The organism is Nocardia sp. NBC_00881 (genome assembly GCF_045207455.1).
GTDB lineage: Bacteria > Actinomycetota > Actinomycetes > Mycobacteriales > Mycobacteriaceae > Nocardia.
Map to the genome: position 1 here is coordinate 2,254,143 of NZ_CP108798.1, position 15,466 is coordinate 2,269,608.

Annotated in this window: 13 protein-coding genes and 1 pseudogene; 9 read left to right on the forward strand and 5 right to left on the reverse strand. The window is 65.2% G+C overall.

Features of this window, described 5'->3' with window-relative positions:
- Positions 1-74 precede the first annotated feature (74 nt).
- The 3 genes and pseudogenes from OH799_RS08720 to OH799_RS08730 form a co-directional block, all read right to left on the reverse strand.
- Positions 75-1,382 (reverse strand): hypothetical protein, encoded by a 1,308-nt coding sequence (locus OH799_RS08720; protein WP_406277645.1) that lies wholly within the window; start codon positions 1,380-1,382, stop codon positions 75-77.
- A gap of 301 nt (positions 1,383-1,683) precedes the next feature.
- The gene (locus OH799_RS08725) at positions 1,684-3,333 is read right to left on the reverse strand and encodes a sulfatase-like hydrolase/transferase (protein ID WP_406277648.1); all 1,650 of its coding nucleotides are present in this window, start codon (positions 3,331-3,333) and stop codon (positions 1,684-1,686) included.
- A 352-nt stretch (positions 3,334-3,685) separates the two neighbouring features.
- Positions 3,686-4,881 (reverse strand): annotated as a pseudogene (locus OH799_RS08730) (IS110 family transposase).
- 232 nt (positions 4,882-5,113) lie between these two features.
- On the opposite strand from OH799_RS08730, the gene OH799_RS08735 reads away from it, so the two are divergent.
- The 5 genes from OH799_RS08735 (at position 5,114) to OH799_RS08755 (ending at position 9,628) form a co-directional block, all read left to right on the forward strand.
- Positions 5,114-6,007 (forward strand): IS5 family transposase, encoded by an 894-nt coding sequence (locus tag OH799_RS08735; RefSeq protein ID WP_406277651.1) that lies wholly within the window; start codon positions 5,114-5,116, stop codon positions 6,005-6,007.
- Positions 6,008-6,159: 152 nt separating this feature from the next.
- Complete coding sequence (locus OH799_RS08740) at positions 6,160-6,468, forward strand: hypothetical protein (protein WP_406277654.1); 309 nt, start codon at positions 6,160-6,162, stop codon at positions 6,466-6,468.
- A gap of 376 nt (positions 6,469-6,844) precedes the next feature.
- Positions 6,845-7,621: a PP2C family protein-serine/threonine phosphatase gene (locus OH799_RS08745; RefSeq protein WP_406277657.1), complete on the forward strand. Its 777-nt coding sequence runs from the start codon at positions 6,845-6,847 to the stop codon at positions 7,619-7,621.
- A 216-nt stretch (positions 7,622-7,837) separates the two neighbouring features.
- Positions 7,838-8,563, forward strand: a complete 726-nt coding sequence (locus OH799_RS08750; RefSeq protein ID WP_406277659.1) for a L,D-transpeptidase — start codon at positions 7,838-7,840, stop codon at positions 8,561-8,563.
- A gap of 540 nt (positions 8,564-9,103) precedes the next feature.
- Positions 9,104-9,628 (forward strand): cysteine dioxygenase, encoded by a 525-nt coding sequence (locus OH799_RS08755; protein WP_406277662.1) that lies wholly within the window; start codon positions 9,104-9,106, stop codon positions 9,626-9,628.
- Between the two features lie 100 nt (positions 9,629-9,728).
- On the opposite strand, the gene OH799_RS08760 is transcribed toward OH799_RS08755, so the two are convergent.
- Entirely contained in the window at positions 9,729-10,928 is a 1,200-nt protein-coding gene (locus tag OH799_RS08760; RefSeq protein ID WP_406272567.1) for an IS110 family transposase, read from the reverse strand.
- Between the two features lie 345 nt (positions 10,929-11,273).
- Here OH799_RS08760 and OH799_RS08765 point away from each other — a divergent pair, with 345 nt between their 5' ends.
- Together OH799_RS08765 and OH799_RS08770 are read left to right on the forward strand one after the other, a co-directional pair.
- Entirely contained in the window at positions 11,274-11,672 is a 399-nt protein-coding gene (locus OH799_RS08765; protein ID WP_406277665.1) for a rhodanese-like domain-containing protein, read from the forward strand.
- A gap of 124 nt (positions 11,673-11,796) precedes the next feature.
- Positions 11,797-12,648, forward strand: a complete 852-nt coding sequence (locus tag OH799_RS08770; RefSeq protein WP_406277668.1) for a serine/threonine-protein kinase — start codon at positions 11,797-11,799, stop codon at positions 12,646-12,648.
- Between the two features lie 510 nt (positions 12,649-13,158).
- Here OH799_RS08770 and OH799_RS08775 read toward each other — a convergent pair.
- Positions 13,159-13,356, reverse strand: a complete 198-nt coding sequence (locus OH799_RS08775) for a three-helix bundle dimerization domain-containing protein (protein WP_357268007.1) — start codon at positions 13,354-13,356, stop codon at positions 13,159-13,161.
- 347 nt (positions 13,357-13,703) lie between these two features.
- Here OH799_RS08775 and OH799_RS08780 point away from each other — a divergent pair, with 347 nt between their 5' ends.
- Both OH799_RS08780 and OH799_RS08785 read left to right on the forward strand, forming a co-directional pair.
- Positions 13,704-14,171 carry a MarR family winged helix-turn-helix transcriptional regulator gene (locus OH799_RS08780; RefSeq protein ID WP_406277671.1) on the forward strand — a complete coding sequence of 156 codons (468 nt, stop codon included), beginning with the start codon at positions 13,704-13,706 and terminating at the stop codon, positions 14,169-14,171.
- A gap of 290 nt (positions 14,172-14,461) precedes the next feature.
- Positions 14,462-15,460, forward strand: a complete 999-nt coding sequence (locus tag OH799_RS08785; RefSeq protein WP_406277674.1) for a DUF4185 domain-containing protein — start codon at positions 14,462-14,464, stop codon at positions 15,458-15,460.
- The last annotated feature ends 6 nt before the right edge of the window (positions 15,461-15,466 follow it).

A 15,466-nucleotide genomic window follows, 5' to 3' on the forward strand; every position in this document is an offset into this window, starting at 1 on the left:
CCTCCGGTTCTCGGTCGGTCTCGTATCCAGCCGCGGATCTGCATCGGGGTGGCCTCATTCCGTCTTTCGCGCACTCACAAGAACTCCTGCAGTCGCGGCCACAATCCGACGACGACCGCGCCCCCGGCGACCAGCAGCAGCACCAGCGTGCCCGCGGGACTCCAGGCCAGCGCATCCCCCGCGGAGTCGACTCCCTCGCGTAGTTCGGCCCGCGTGACGGCGAGCTGGTCGCGCACCTCGCGATCCAGATCCGCGAACCTCGTGGCCGAACTGTCCGCACCGGCGCCGATCGCCTGCCTCACCGCCGCTGGATAGTTCGCCGCCTCGTATGCCTCGAGCTGCCTGCGATGCCCGAAAATCCACCTCGAAAACCTTTGCAACGCAGCGGAATCCGAGCCAGTCGCGTTTGTCAGGCAATCCCGCAGGGCTGCCGTGTGGGTGACGAAATCGTGCTCGCCCGCCGAGATATCGCCGCGAGTGACCAACTGCAGCGTCTCGTCGGTCCTGGCCTGCTGGGCCAGAATCCTGGCCTGGGCCAGCGCCTCGAACTGACTGGTCACGCTGGATCGGCCGGTCTCGACGGACGTCGCGGCGATCAGGGTCGCCCCGACCGTCCACACCAGCGCGATGGCCGCCGCGCCACCGGCAACGCCCAACCCCACGTTCAGGCGACGATTGGTCAGCCGCAACAGCACGAAGGAGCCCGCGCCGCAGGCGACCAGTACCAACAGCAGCAGCATGACACTGGTCAGCGGCAGGGCGCCGATATCCCGCTGATCGGCACGGACCGCCGTCAAGCGCTGACTGCTGAGCCGTTCGGCGTTCGGCAGCAGTGACCGCTGCATCAGGCTCGACGCCTCCCGCAGGTATGCCGAGCCGACCGGAAAGCCCTGGCGGTTGTTCGCACGCGCCGACTCGACCAGCCCGGTGTACGCGGGCAGCTCAGCGGAAATCTGTGCGACAATCCGGCGGGTCAGGTCATCCGAGGCGCCTGTCGTCGCCTCCGCCAGCGCGGCCGCCGCATCAGCCAGTGCCTGCTGGTATCCGGTACGCACCTCCGGTGATTCGATACCGCCGGACAGGAACGCCGCGGCCGCCAGCGCGTCGGCCGCTGACAGTGCGACATACAGACTCTGCGCCGCATAGGCCACCGGCTCGGTGCGTTCGAGCACCGCATCACGCCGATTCAGCTTGCCATTCAATTGATTCGCGCAAGCAAGTCCGGCGATCAGGCACAGCACGGTCGAGACGACGACGATCGCGCCGATCGCGCCGGGCGTCGTCCCGGCGAAGCGTCGCACCCACAGTCCTCCGTTGCGGATGCTCGCCGGTACGCGAGGTCCCACACCGTTCCCCAATCCGATTGCAGCGGGTGTCTCCAATCGCGACAGTGTACGGGAGGCTGATTCAGTCCGCCGGGGATCGCGAAACTGCGCCGCCGTGCGGACTACACCTTCGACACCAGCGTTCAGGAACCGCTGGCCGACGAAGCGGCCTGCAAGCTCGGCGTGAGTCGCGGAGCGCGACTATCACGGTCCGAGGCCGAGGTCGCCCACTCATCCGAGTCCTGTTGCAGCCGTGAAGAGTGATTGCGTGTTCACTCGTGCCGTTCGACTTCAGCGACCGGCGGGCCAAGGCGGCGGCGGTGTCGGGATCGGCCGGCACAGTGGACCTCGGTCGGGATTATTTGGGGAGCACGTTTTGCAGTTCGCCCAACGCGTGCTGCGCAATTGCGAGAATGTTGTGTTCCTGCGCCAGGTAATCGGCCCAACCTTGTTCCTGCGCTTGGCGCAGGTAAGGTGGCAGCGGCTGGTTCAGTTCGGCAATGGCTTGTTGCAGTATCGGTTCCATCTGGGCGCGCAGCGCACCGTTGCGTGCGGCTTGGTTGTCGACTTCGAGTTGTCCACCCTGCGCGACGTAATTGTAGAGCTCGTATTCTTGTTGCTGAGCGGGATCGATTTCTATACGTCCGTTGAAGAAGTGTGAGTAGGAGACGTATTTCGCGTCGGCGGTGCGTACCGCCGCGACGTGTGCGGGCGCATTCTGGTTGAAGAGGACGGCTGCCTCTTCGATGGTGGGTTCGTCGGTGGCGTGGACGATCCAGGGCCGCCCGGCAGTGCCCCGATCGCGGCACAGGGCGGCGATGTCGAGGCGATCGGCGAGGTGTGCGTACCTCGCGTCCCCTCGCCATGCGCTCCCGCCGGTAGCGATCGTCAGCAGCAGCGGGGTGATATCGGCGCTGGAAGTGAGCTGTCCGCGGGTGCTGGTCGACGACGTGGGGCTCAGCAGTCCGCGGGGATCGTGCACATAGAGCGGCACCCTGATCGCCTCGTCATAGGCCGCGCCGCCTTTACCGTGCAGCCCGTGCGAGCCAGCGTAGTCGCCGTGGTCGGAGGTGAAGACGATGACAGTGTTGGCGGCGACATCCGGGCGCTGGTACAGCCCGTCGAGCACCCGGCCGATCTGGATGTCGACCTGCTGCTGCAACCACAGGTAGAGGTTGCGCATGTCGATCCACTGTTGCTCGGCACCAGGAGTTCCGTAGGGGGCCATCCCGAACGCGACCGCCGAGGCTTCTACCAACGCCATCTGTAGGCGCGGCTTCTCGGCCAGCTGCTCGAGAGTTTCGTAGTTCGCCGGCAGCTCGTTCATCCAGCGTGGAATGTCGAGCTGCGCTTGAAGGCGTCGGGTCCATCGGGGCCACCATTGGATGTCGTGCGGATTGACCAACGACACCGTGCAGCACCACGGCCCTCGACCTGCTTCCGCGTCCAGCCAAACGAGGAATTGGTCTACGATCGCAGAGTCCATCTGCAAGCCCTGTCCGGGCGCACCGTTGGGCGATGGATAGGTGCCGCCTGCGAATCCGTAATTTGCCAGCGACCCTGGATCAGTGTCCGAGTCGTGCCCGAGATGCCATTTCCCCCACCACACCGTCTCATATCCATGTTCGCGGATCATCGAGCCCCAAGTGGGGAACAGCGGTGACAATGTCGACTGCGACGTCATCATGCAACCGGTCTGATGAGAGTACAAGCCGGTCAGCAGGACCCCGCGCGAGGGTGTGCAATCGTTCGCCGCGGTGTAGTGCTGTTCGAATGACACAGCGGCTCGGCGGATTCGAGCGATACTCGGCAATATCCCGTCCAACGCTTCCTGGTCGGGGAACCACATCGGCGCGCGCATCTCGTCCACGAGCACCACGAGGATGTTCGGCCTGTCGGGGTCGACATCGGCGCGGGCTTTGCCGGCCCCTGTCGCGCCCGACATCGAGGTGGCAGCCGTTGCGGCCGCGGCACCGCGGGCAAAGAACCCACGCCTGTTGATCGACACGCTCTACTCCATTCACGGAATGTTGCACATCTCGGTTGTCTGGGATCTGATCGATCAGTCGACACCTGTCGGTAATGTCGCTGCGTATCCGGGGTGCCGAACTAGACGGCCATCGGCACTATAGGTGAGAAGCTCCGCGAAAGTGTTGAAGGCGGACACGACCGCGATCGCGTCGACTAGGCCGTGTTTTGAAAGTGGTTGGTGTTGAGGGGTGCCGCATAGCGGCATCCCTCAACACGTGAGTCGGAAGGTGTTGTCCGCGTTGGTAAATAGATGAGGTCTCCGGTAGAGGAGTTGATCGACCAAGATTCAACTGAACACCGGAGACTTCCCAATGGAGTTGTCAAGCCGGTCAGGCTGCCGCTGTGTTGGGTGGTGTCGGTTGGTAGAGCCGGTTGTCGCGGATCAGTGCCCAGACGACATTGACGCGTCGTCGGGCGAGGGCGATGACGGCTTGGTTGTGGCGCTTGCCTTCGAGGCGTTTTCGGTCGTAGAACCGTCTGGATTCCGGACAGCAGGTGATGCTGATCATGGCCGACATATAGAAGACGCGGTTGAGACCGCGGTGGTAGCGGCGAGGCCGGTGCAGATTTCCGCGGATACGGCCCGAATCCCAGGGAGCGGGCGCCAGACCGGCAAGCGCGGCCAAGCGGTCCGGGGTGGCGAAGGATGACATGTCGCCGCCAGTGACCGCCAGGAATTCCGCGCTGAGCAAGTGACCGAACCCCGGCAGGCTGCTGATCACCTCGGCGAGCCCATGTTGATTGAACCGGCTCTCGATGAGCTTGTCGGTCCTCTTGATCTGGTCATTGAGGGCCATCACCTCCCGAGCTAGTTCGGCGATCACGGTGGCGGTGAGCTCCTCGCCCGGCAGGCTGACGTGCTGCTGGTGTGCGGCGGCGACAGCCATCGCGGCGATCGTGTCGTGGTTGCGGACTTTCCTTGCGCGCAACCAGCGTTCGAGTCGGACGGCGCCGACTCGGCGTAGCGCGGCCGGGGTCTGGTAGCCGGTCAGCAGCGTCAGTTGCCCTGTGCGCGTCAGGTCAGCGAGAACACGATCGAGCGCGGGAAAGACTCCCAGCAGCAGACCTCGCAGGCGATTGATGACACGAGTGCGGTCAGCGACCAGGTCCTTGCGTCGAGCGGTCAGCAGTTTCGATTCCACGGTGACCTCGTCACCGGGACGCAGCGGGCGCAGATCGCGACGCATCCGCGCCTGGTCGGCGATGATCGCGGCGTCTCGCGAGTCGGTCTTGCCTTCTCCGCGATAGCCGCCGGACGCGCGGTTGAGAGTGCGGCCGGGCAGGTAGAGCAACCGCTGGTCGTGGGCCAGGAGCAGGCTGATCAGCAACGCCGCACCGCCGTCGGGCACGTCCACCGCCCAGATGACCTGGTCACCGAGGTGGGCGACATCGTGCATCAGACTCGCGAGAGCTCGGCCTCGTCGTTGGAGACCCGCCGCGACAACAGTCGCTTTCCGTCGGAGTCGATGACCACGCAATGGTGATGATTCTTTCCGACATCGACGCCAGCCCAGATCTGGGCCATGAACACCTCCGGTCGCTCGATACACATTCGCCCTACGGACGACCACGCCGGCGCTGTCCTACACAGCGATTCGCTCGCACATCCCAATTGGCGGCCGGGGTCGTCGCGGGGAACCGGGCGGCCAAGTCTCCGGAGCCATGTTCGGCGACCTCGTGAAAGCCACACCCGGTTCCCCAGGGCCTGCAAGACCTTACGACTGGCTTGCTCGACCCGGAACTGAAGGTAGGACCTCGTGACCAGAGTAGCGGTGGCGGGGCGGGCGGACCTGACCGATGCCCAGTGGGCGCGGTTGGCGCCGTTGCTGCCTCGTGGGAAGAAGGCGGGCCGCCCGCCGAAGTGGACGAAACGGCAGCTCATCGACGGGATCCAGTGGCGCACCCGCGTCGGCTCGCCCTGGCGTGACGTGCCGGAGTCCTATGGGCCATGGCAGACGATCTACGGGCTGTTCCGCCGCTGGCAGCGTGCCGGGACCTGGGTTTTCATCCTGAAAATGTTGCAGGCCTTCGCTGATGCGGCCGATCGTATCGGCTGGCAGGTGAGCGTGGACTCCACCGTTGTGCGCGCTCATCAGCATGCCGCCGGCGCGCGTCGTGAGCCCGACACCCAACTCGAACCGGTCGGCGACGAGCCCCCCGATCACGCGCTGGGCCGCTCCCGCGGCGGGTGGACGACCAAGCTGCACCTGGGCTGCGAGCAGGGCTGCCGACCACTGGCGCTGCTGCTCACCGTAGGCCAGGCCGCCGACAGTCCGCAGTTCGCTGCCGTGCTGGCTGCTATCGCTGTGCCCCGTCTCGGGCTCGGACGCCCACGCGTGCGGCCCGAGCGTGTCCTGGCCGACAAGGCCTACCCCTCTCGCGCGAATCGCGCTCACCTGCGCCGACGCGGGATCAAAGCCACTATCCCGATCCCTGCCGATCAGGCAGGACACCGCCGCAACCGCGGCTCGGCCGGTGGCCGGCCACCGGCATTCGACACCACGCGTTACCGCGATCGCAACACCGTCGAACGAGGAATCAATCTCCTCAAGCAAAACCGGGCCGTGGCAACACGATTCGACAAACTCGCCATCCGTTACCTGACCACCGTCCACATCGCCGCAATCAACCAATGGCTACGGCACGAATGAGGGCGGGCACCCACCCGCCCTCACCAACTTTCAAACACGGCCGAGTGTGGATCGCGCCGGGTACGTAGTCTCGCGCGGTGCACTCTCATCTGAGTTTTGAGAACCCTCCTGCTCTGCCTCACGAGGTAGTGGTCGAGACGTTGGAGCGGGCTTTGCGTGACCGCACGGCCGAGGGGGAAGCCGCGAGTGTCCTGGTCGGAAGCGCGTTGAACGACGACGATGTGGAGTTCGTCGAGCACTGGTGCGTGCAGGTCGGGACACGGGCTGTGCCGGGTAGTCCGTTGCTTGGGCTGGCTGGCCTGTGCCTGGGACACACCGCTCGGCGTTTCGGGCGTCTCAGCGATGAAGCCCTCGAACTGGCGAAGTCGCTGGCGGCGCGTGCCGAGGCTGACCCGTCGGACGTGGACGGTCGGGCCGTCGACGGGTATGACGACGTCCGGAGCTTCCTGCACCTGTGGTGAGGCGCCGCCGGTGCGGTCAGGCGGCGTTGCAAGCTGCGATACCATGCCGTGTATGGCTACGACACGACTGAGGGCGGACACCCACCCGCCCCAACCTAACTTTCAAAACACGGCCTAGTCGAGCCCGCGCACGGCCGGGGTCCGGTTGGCAGTCGCGCATCCCAGGCGCGGTGCGCCATCTGATGCCGGGCACAGGCAGCGAGGTGGTGTCGACCCGCGCCGACCAGATCCTGCGAACTGCTCAGGACGCGCGCTGTGACCTGATCGAGAGCGACTTCACAGTAATTACACGGGTGATTCTGCTGAAGCGCACGGAGTGGGGCGATGTATTGGGAGTGTGCTCACCGAGCAAAGTCCGGCCCCGAGGAGGTCAGCCATGCATACTGCCACTACGTCCAGCATGCCGCGGATCGAGACGCCGGGGAGTGCCGGGACGTCGGGGGATTCGGCGAGCCGACGTGGGTTGCGGTCGATCAACGCTGACGCGGTGGCCGTCGAGACCGACGCGGTGACCGGGGCGACAGCGTTCGTCGTCGCCGACGGTGTCGGGGATCATCTGCTTGCCGCCAGAGCGGCGCGCATGGTCGCCTCGACCGCGGCGCGGGTAGGTGCGCGCGACGGGGCCCGAGCGGGAATTATCGTCGCGCAACAGGAATTGCTGCACGAGCTTCCGGAGTCGTCGGCCGATAGTGTGCTCGTCGTCGCGGTGCTGCCCGCCGCGGGTCGACCGGATCGGCCCTGCGAGGTGGCGTGGGTCGGGGATTGTCGCGCGTATCGGTGGAACGGGCGGGTATTGCACCAGATCACCACCGACCACACCGTCGCCGAGTTATGGCGAGCCCGTGGGCTCGTCCCTCCGCCACGGATGAACCATCTCGTCACCACCTCGGCACGCACCGTGCGTCCGGCCGATATCGGTTACGCCGCGACCGGATCGAGCACGGGTAGACTACTGCTGAGCACCGACGGCGTGCACAAGCCGCTCGGCATCGCTACGATCAAAGCCCTACTCGCGGACGGAAACACAGCCGGGGTCATCGCGAACACCTTGGTGGAAACCGCCCTCCGTACCGGAGGCACCGACAACGCCACCGCCCTCGTCGCGGACTTCCGTCCCCCAGTGCCGAACATCCCCGCGAACGGCACATTGTAGGCCGCCGGCCGGGTGTCGAACTGGTTTCTGGCCCGATCTCGAGGATAGTGCGGGTCGATAGGGACGAAATCCGTGCACTCGAGATCGAGCCGCTACTGATCCGGCGGGAACTGGTCGGCGGACGGTTCCCTCTCCTATAACCTGCTGTGCGAGTTGTCTCGCGGCAGTATCACCTGGGCATGGTTGCCCATCGAAGCCTCAAGCGCAGGAGCCTGAATGGAATCGGCGGACAGTAGCGTTCGAGCCGGAACGGCGCGGCGGTGGACCATCACGATCATCCTGGCGATCGCCATGGTGGTCGCCGCGGTGCTCGGCATCGTGCTGCTGCCCGGAGTCACCGGCGACCGGCCGCCGTTCGACCCGGCCGCCGTTCCCGGCACTCAGGTTGTTTGGGTGACCGCGCCGGTCGGCGCCGACCACGGGACATTGCAGCTGTGGCAGCGAAACAGGCTCCGGCACTGGGAACGCACGTTCACGGTGCCGGCTTGGGTCGGCACGGAAGGGATTTCGAAGGAAGCCAAGGAAGGCTCCAGCTACACACCGGAGGGAACATTCGCGTTGACCGAAGGCTTCGGCCGGTTGCCCGACGTGGATGCGAAGCTTCCCTACCTGTCGGTCGACTCGTCGAACACCTGGTGGTGGATATCCGACACGAAAAGCCCGCTGTACAATCAGAAATATCAGTGTGTCGAGGCCGACTGCCCGTTCGACACCACGCTGAGCGAGAACCTCGGGAGAACCGAGCCACAATACAACTATGCACTGGTCATCGACTACAACCGCTTCCCTGTCGTGCCGAAGAAGGGCTCGGCCTTCTTCGTCCACGTCGAAGCCGGTAAGCCAACCGCAGGCTGCGTAGCGGTCGCCGACGAAGTCATGCGTACCCTCCTGACCACCCTCCAGCCTTCGAGGAAGCCGGTCATCGGCATGTACTCCACCTGAATAGACTCTGGCAGACCGGATTCGTATTCGTGCTCGAAAGCGATGCGGGCGCAGGCGAAGAGCTGTCCTGACCGGATGGTGATCGACGAATGGCTGCGGCTCATGGACGATCACGTCCAACGGCCGCCCGTTCGGCTGGATCTGCTGGTAGTCACTGTTTTCCGGCCCCGAAAGGCATCGCCGGACACGCCCACAGAGTGCCCGTGTGTCGGACGACCCTGCGGCACCCACGGCTGACTGCCCGGCTCGACAGCGAAGTGGCGATAACGTCCTCTGATCAGGCCCTCGAATTTTGCTCGCGCTGATTGTGTTTGGTGGCAAACGCGCCGTGATGGCGGATAATCCATGCGGCACGACCGCACCCCGTAGATGGCCGTTCGGCACAGACGCAGCCAACAGCGTCCGCCCGGTGTCACTACGGACTCGTTCGGGGCGCGGTCGGCACGGCGTGGTAGACGACATCCTTGTCAGCCCTCCGCGCCGGGTACGCCACAGTGCCAGCTACACCGGATTGTCCGCACGACCACGTCAGGAGCACATGTGACCACTTCCCTCGCGGTGAATCTCAAACACACCCGCGATATCCATCCCGACATCGACGTGCCGCTGGTTCGGGATGCCATTCATCCGGACCGGGCGCTGTGGTCACCCGCGGACCTGCACAAGCTGACCAGCGAGGTGGCCGATGCATTGGCGACGCCGCTGCTGGATATCGTGCGGTTCGGCGCCCAGCAACGCTGGTGGACCCGACTGGCACTGACCATGGGCGTCGAACTGTGGCTGCTGTCGTGGGCTCCGGGACAAGGCACCGAACCGCATGACCACGGCGGCGCGTCCGGTGCGTTCACCGTCTCCATCGGCGAACTCAGCGAGGAATACCTGCACACCGGTGGGCCGGTCCGGACCGCGAAATGGCAAGCCGGCGACACCGTCGCATTCGGACCCGATCGGGCGCATCAGCTCCGCAACCGCAGCGCGCGCCCCGCCGCGTCAGTGCATGCGTATTCGCCACCACTGCGGCCGGTCCGCGAGTACCGCACTCTCACAGATTTCGCTGGTGCATGAGCGAGCGCAGCGAGCGATCGGTGGGTACAGCCGAGCATCGCTCGGTCATGGCGGAGTCGAGCGCCAGCGAGGCGGAGGCATGAGTTCCCTGAGTCAACCCCTACGCGGCGATCGGTCGTTGACCTGGTTGATGCTTGCCGGGGTCGTAGGCGGTTTTGGTGCGCCAGCAGGCCCAGATGATGCGCAGCCAGGCTCGTCCGAGGGTTCGGATGGCGTGGGGGTGTCGTTGGCCGCGTTGGCGGGCGGCGGTGTAGCGCTGGTCGGCCCAGTCGCTGGCTCTGCGGCTGTTGTCGATCCAGGTGACCAGGGCTTGGCGGGCGTGGTGGTTGGTGGCGTGGCGGAACGCGACGGTGTGGGTCTTGCCGGAGGCCCTGGTGACCGGTGCGAGACCGGTTTCGGCGGCGAGCTGGTCGAAACTGTTGGCGCGCTCCAGGATTGGGCCGATCTCACCGATGATTTGGGCCAGGTTGAGCACGCCGATGCGCGGCAGGTCAGCCAGCAGCCGGGCATACGGGTGGGCCGTGGCGGCTTCGGCGATCACGGTGTCGAGCTGGTCGAGGCTGGTCTGCAGCGACCGAACGGCCGCGACCTGTGCGCGGATGAGTTGCGCGATGATCGGTTGGCCGAGGCGGCTGGCCGAGGTCGGTGCGTCCCGCAGCCGGGCCAGCAACTCAGCGCCGCAGCGTCGACCGCTGTAGCTGCGCCGACGGCAGAACGCCTCGAGACGGGCAGCGGTGAGCGAGGCGGCCGACTCGGGGTTGGGATAGCGATCCAGGAATGCCAATGCGATCGGCGAGTGCAGGTTGGCGAAGATTGTTCTGCCGCCGGGCCAATGCGCGTCCAGCAGGGCGGAGAGCTGGTTGACCGCGGCGATCCGCAAGCCCAGGTGATCGCCGCGCTGGCGGGTCAGCGCCTGCAGTTCCAAGGTCTGCGCCAGCGTGGGGGCCAGGGTCGGCAGCCGGTGGATATCGGTGCGGATGTAGTCGGCCAGTTTGAACGAATCGCCTGGGTCGTTCTTGGCGCGGGCAGCACCCCAGCGGGGACGGGCAGCGTGAAAAGCGTTGGGATGGACCGGGATTACCGGGTGCCCGGCGGCCAGCAACCGGTCCACGACCAGCCCGCGGGTGGTTTCGATCGCTACCGGCAGCGTGCCGGGATCACCGTGAGTGGCCAGGCGAGCCAATGCCCGCGCGATGCCGTCTTCGGTGTGTGGCGGCGCGAACCTCTCGACTTTGCCGCCGGCATCGTCGATCACGGTCACGTCGTGGGCAACAGTGCCCCAGTCCCAGCCAGCGAACACCAACAATCTCCTTCGAGGTCGATGCGCTGCCTCTCCGGAAGCGAGGGCCGTCGCCGGAAGCTCATTGATCGGCCCTCTGCGTGCGCGGGGCATGTCCCTGATGCCGGTCTGCGGCCCTCGGCCCGGTGGGGCTGGCAATACTCATGCTGGCCATCTAGTGGCACGCGATGCGGGCCATGCACCCACCGGAACCGAGAGACAACAACCCTATCTGTTCGGGCTGCAGAAGGGATGGTGCCCCAATGAGCGAGCGCAGCGAGCGATCGGTGGGTACAGCCGAGCATCGCTCGGTCATGATGGAGTCGAGTACCCGCGAGGGTGAGTTATGAGTGAGCGGAGCGGATGATGAGCACAGGCGCCGAGGAGATGGTTGCCCTGGCCCGAGCACAGCTGGATCGGGTCGCCCCGGAGCAGGCGGCGGCGTTGCAGACCGACGGAGCGCTCGTGGTGGATATTCGGCCGTACGCGAACCGGCTTGCCGAGGGAGAGATTCCCGGTGCGGTGGTGGTCGAGCGGATCGTGCTGGAGTGGCGCCTCGATCCGACCGGCGAACACCGGCTACCGAGCATCACCACGGATACTCCGGTGGTGATTATGTGCAACGAGGGCTACGCGTCCAGCCTCGCCGCGGCCGACGCGCGCCGCCTCGGCTTGCGTCACGTTACCGACCTCATCGGTGGATTCCGGGCGTGGAAGGCAGCCGGGTTGCCGGTGGTACCGGGAGGAACGCAAGCGGTGCCGTAGCCACCGCGCCGCCTCCCGGCAGCTTCGGCGAGCCGTTCCGACGGGCATGACCACCGGCTCGACCCGGCGGCTCGGTGACCTGGGCTGGCCGGCGGGGTTGTTGTGGTGGCTCTAGGCTGTGCCGGTGTTACTCAGGCCAGGAGCCCGGTTCGCGAAGTATGTTGTCCGAGCGCCGCTGGGGCGTGGCGGCAGCAGCGAGGTGTACCTCGCAGAGGATCCGGAATGGTCGAGCGCGGTGGCGCTGAAGGTCCTGAGTGGCGCCGACAGCCGATCGGAACCGGTGAGGGGCCGGTTTCGCGACGAGTTCGATATCGCGCACGCGTTGCATCACCCGAACATCGTTCAGGTGTACGCGCATGGTGAGTTCGAAGGCTTGTTATGGCTCGCGGCCGAGTATGTCGACGGTGTCACCGCGTCTGCGCTGGCCCCGGGGCCGCACAAGAGTCCGGATCTGGCGCTGGCGCTGGATGTACTAGCCGGTATCGCGGAAGGGCTGGACTACGCGCACGCGCGGGGCGTGGTGCACCTCGATGTCAAACCCTCGAACATCCTTGTCGGCCGCGGCGATCCGGTGACTGTGATGCTCACCGATTTCGGGACGGCTCGCCGATGGGAGGAGGTCGAGCCGGTGGTCCCTGGTGGCTTCGTGGTGGGGTCGATTCCGTATGCGGCGCCGGAGTTGTTGCGGGGCGAGAAGCTGTATCCGGCGACGGATCAGTACTCGCTCGCGTGCTCGGCGGTCGAATTGCTGACCGGTCGCCCGCCGTTTCTTCGGTCGACTCGGTTCGCGCTCGCAGAGGCACAGTTGCATAAGCATCCGCCCGACGTCTCGTCACGTCGGCGCTGGATCCCGCACGCGGTCGACTCGATCCTGGACAAGTCGCTGGCCAAGGATCCGTTCGCCCGATACACCACCTGCGCGGAGCCGATCCGGCTGATCGCGCACGCGTTGCGTGGTATCGAACCATCCGAATGACCCCAGCGTGGTGCGTGTCGATATGGATCCCGAATGGAAATGGACGCAAGAGGTCGTATCCCTTGCACGGGTCATCCTCGAATTCAACGGTGGCGAACGACTGGTTTCGTGGGAACCACTCGTGCGAATGAGTTCGACAACACCGTTAGGGGCTGGGATGGCTTCGGGTAGATGCGACGATGTCGGTCGCGGTGGCCTGGCTCATCCGCGCGCCGGCAGCGGTACTTTTCCATTCCGTGGTTCAGGTCGGTCAGCCGATTCCCTCTCGGATAGTGATCCTCCTGCGGAGACCGCGGGAAATCTTCGGCGGATCTGGGTGATGCAGCGGAGGACCTCATGCAGTTCGGTCCGGAGTCGACGCAACTCTGTGGTGCGTCCGGCAGGACCCGATGGACCTGCACGTTTCATCGCTTCGATGAAGTAGGCCAACTCGTCTGCCTCCGCGACCAGTAGGTTGAAAAACACTGTGGCCTGAGCGCTGTCAGCGTGGTCGTTCACTGTCGGCTCGTGTCACCTCGAGGTTTCGGACAGTTCTCGACCCGCGCCGCGTTCGACGAGTAGCGGCACGAACTCGCGCACCGACGCGCCCATGAAGCGTTTGTGGATTCGTTGGACAACCGATGCGATGGTCTCGGCGGGTAGCTCTGGATGGCACTTCGTGAGTCGCGCGACGACATACCGGATCTGCGTAGCCTCGTCGTTTTGCATGGCTCGGCCCCTGCTCGGTGGTTTGTATGCGAACAAGCACGCCACCTGCATCAGGACTTTCCCCAGCAGTGACCACACGGCCGTGACTGGGCATCTCGATGCTCTTCGGCACTGTCTTGCTCTACGCGCTCGGCAAGACAGTGACTTCGTGACGGATCGGCGTGCGCTGAACTGCAAGATCGTCACGCTACATAATGTACCGTTATGCGACGGTACATTCAATAAGGCGACACACAAGCTTCAACGGCTCGTCGAGCCGAGACCACTGGCAACCATCGCAGCGATATTCGCATAGCTATACGCGAAACCACCTGCGCCGCAACCAACTATCGGCCGCCGAGTTGCATATGGTGCAGCTTGCCACGGCAGCTGCGGCGAACCGTCAACATGACTGGCGCGCAGCGGAGACCACTCAGACCTCCCCGGGCACCGCGGCCGCGGCACAGGCTCTGGTCACAGCGGTCACCCAGCATGTCAAGGCACTCGCCGACGCGGCGCTGGTGACCACCGCCCCCGACCCGGCCGACCGGCGGGCGGTGTTCGTCGAGACGACCGAGGCGGGCCGCGCCGAGTTGCGGCAGCTCCTGCAAATCGGTGACCAGTTCTTCGTCGCGGTCGTCGCCGACTGGAGCGCCGAGGACGTCGTCACCGCTGCTCTGCTCGACCGGCTGATCGAATCTCGGGCGGCTCGGGACCGAACAACAAAACCGAGCAAACACCCGGCGTGGCAACCCTTCGGCTGGAGCCGGGGCTCACGACATCCGCGTCGCCATCGAACGGAACTACTGATGTCCACCAGAGGGTTCCAGCACTGAAACGAAAGATGTTCGCCGCGCTGGGCGCCGACTAACAGTCTCCGTATAGAGGGATCGGCCGCGAGACGTCCGGGGCACGCCGCTGCCGAATCAGGTGTATCCCGGAGTTCGTCCCCCGGATGTGCAGTGCCAGGCCGACTACCGTCCCGGCGGCGTGTCTGGCGACGAGATCGGGCCGAACACACGACGCTCCAGTCACCGAACCCGATACTGACTGTGTAGGCCTGCTATCTCGGTACCCGTACGAGGTGTCCGGGACGCAACGCAATACAAATCAAGGGGGTCCGGGAATGACCAAGATCAAGGATCTGAATCCTCTCCGAATGGCCGATATCGGCGGCTCGGATCTATTCATCCCGTTCAGGATGCCGAGCGGTGACATCGGGTTCGTCCCCGGTGACACATTCGCGGGCACCGAGCCCGCGGTAGGCGGCCCGAACTGGCGTTCGCCGATGCTGCTGCGAAGCAACACCCACGACATGGCCAAACCGATCGAGTTCCAATCGGCCGCACGCGGTGCTCGACAACTATGGGATTACGTCCACGACAACCCGGAATTCTCGACCGTATTGCCCTGTGACGCGATAACCATCGGTAACCGAATCTATTTGTGGGTGATGGTGACCCAGGGTCTAGGGAACGAGCGGTGGTGCGAGATCCGCTATTCCGACGACAATGGGGAGAACTGGACCGACACCGCAGTTCGGTGGTCGACCAGCGTATTCGGTGGCAAACGCACCATGATTTCCTGGGAGCGCGGTGGTGACGGTTACGTCTATATCATCTCCACCGGAGGGCTTGCCCGCAACAAGAACATGCTGTTGTGGCGGGTGCGCGAGAATCATGCCGACCTCATCAACCCGGCGGCCTGGCAGGGGTGGGGCTGGAACGGCCAGAACTGGGGATGGGGCCGAGATCCGGGCAGTGATCCGCGACTGGGCATACTGGCCGATGGCACCAGGCTCGGTGAGATCGGGCTTCGCCGAATACAGGGGAACTGGGTGATGTCCGGCTTCGACGCCGGCGCTTACAGTGCCTTCGTCAAGGTAGCCGGAAAAATCACCGACAATTGGCGTACCGCCAGGACGTACCGGCCGGTGAAGGGGTCCCCGTGGGTGCTGGGCGGACCGGATATCGTGCCCCGCCTCTACGGCTGTTATGTCCACCCGGACAGCAGGTTCGACGGCGCATTCTGCATGATCGTGAGCGAGTGGGCAGAATCCGGTAACCCCTATCGCGCAATGCAATTCCGAATCTTCGGCATCTGGTCGGCCGTTCCGATCGCCTAGACCCAT

Excerpts from the sequence above, each read along its gene's own strand:
- OH799_RS08745 (WP_406277657.1), top strand. The coding sequence starts at position 6,845 with ATGCATACTGCCACTACGTCCAGCATGCCGCGGATCGAGACGCCGGGG.
- OH799_RS08750 (WP_406277659.1), top strand. The coding sequence starts at position 7,838 with ATGGAATCGGCGGACAGTAGCGTTCGAGCCGGAACGGCGCGGCGGTGG.
- OH799_RS08765 (WP_406277665.1), top strand. The coding sequence starts at position 11,274 with ATGAGCACAGGCGCCGAGGAGATGGTTGCCCTGGCCCGAGCACAGCTG.
- OH799_RS08775 (WP_357268007.1), bottom strand. The coding sequence starts at position 13,356 with ATGCAAAACGACGAGGCTACGCAGATCCGGTATGTCGTCGCGCGACTC.
- OH799_RS08780 (WP_406277671.1), top strand. The coding sequence starts at position 13,704 with ATGGTGCAGCTTGCCACGGCAGCTGCGGCGAACCGTCAACATGACTGG.
- OH799_RS08785 (WP_406277674.1), top strand. The coding sequence starts at position 14,462 with ATGACCAAGATCAAGGATCTGAATCCTCTCCGAATGGCCGATATCGGC.